At 66.5% G+C, this 1,363-nt stretch carries 1 pseudogene; it reads right to left on the reverse strand.

Annotated elements, in window-relative coordinates:
* Positions 1-1,363, reverse strand: a pseudogene (locus EOA27_RS36620) (DUF11 domain-containing protein); the annotation flags it as partial.

Consider the following 1,363-nt stretch of genomic DNA (forward strand, 5'->3'; position numbering starts at 1 on the left):
AGCCCATGGCAGGCTCGGCCCGAAGGTCGACGAGGTCGGCGCGCCGCCCGGATAGGTGTCGATCACCGTCAGCGGCCCGTTATAGGTGCCGGTGCCGTTGTTGATGATGTCGATCACGAAAGAGCAAACGCCGTCCGGCGTGCAGACCGGGGTGCGGGCGCGCTTCTTCAGGATCAGGTCGACCTTCTTCTCGACCGGCGGATTGCACTGCGGATCGCGATCGCCACGGCTGCAGATCGGGATCGAAGCGCAGCCGCGGTCGTTCTGCTGGCTGCCGAACAGCGGCTTGCCGCTGGCCTGGTAGTCATAGGCGGCGCAGTTGCGCAACGCGCCGCCCTGCCAGCCGCCCGCCGGCTTGAAACCGAGCTTGAGGTTGACCGCGGCGCCGGGGTTGAGCGTCGTTACCGGATAGGTGCAGGTCATCGGCGTCGTGCCGGGCACGCAGACCCAGGGCGCATTCGGCCCTGAAGTCAGCACCGAGCCTGCCGGCAACGTCACCTCGTCGAGCACGATCTTGCCGTTATAGGGCGCGTCGCCGACATTGGTGACGGTGATGGTGAAGTCGCAGCCGCCGGCCATCGTGCAGCGCGGCACGTCGGCATGCTTCTCGACCTTGAGGTCCGGCTCCTTGTCCTTCGGCGGGCATCTCAGATCACGCGGGATGACGATGTCGATGACCTGCGTGCAGCAGAGCCCCCAGCCCGCCTTCGGCCCGGCATAGGTCTCGATGCCGGTGACGATGAGGTGGATGGTCTCGCCGGGCGAGGCGCCGATGATCTTCCAGTTCAGCACGCCGCCGCCGACCGGCACTTTCTGCGTGTCGGGAACGATGCTGATGCCGGGCGTGGTCGTCGCCACCTGCACCCATTTGCCGCCCATCTCCGGTCCGACCGGCATGTGGTAGACGAAGGCGCCGCCGCGGGGCACGCAATCGACAGTGCCGCGCTCGACCTTGAAGCATTCCTTGCCGGGAGGCGGAGGCGGCGGGTTGCATTTGGTCAGGTCGATCCTGATCGAGGTTTTCACCCCGGTGAGGAAATCGCCGTCGTCTAGCTTGTCCGGATCCTGCGAGGGGATGGTCGTTGCCGGCCCGCCTCGCAGCGAAACCTTGATCTCTCCCTGGTTGTCGACCGTTGCCGGTGCGGGGAAGGCCGCATGGTCTATCTTGGCGGTGATCCGGAAGGTGATGACGCGTTCGTTCGCAGCACCCGCGCCATCGAGGTTGGCAGCGCTGATGCGGAAATTGGAGACGCTCGCCGTGTCGTTCGGACCCGCCGACGTGCTGATCGAAGCAGCCGGCAGCGGTCCGCCGGAGGCGCTGGTGCCGTCGCCGGCGACATTGACGCTGACGATCTGCAGGCCT

It is taken from the genome of Mesorhizobium sp. M2A.F.Ca.ET.037.01.1.1, from assembly GCF_003998075.1.
Taxonomy (GTDB): domain Bacteria; phylum Pseudomonadota; class Alphaproteobacteria; order Rhizobiales; family Rhizobiaceae; genus Mesorhizobium.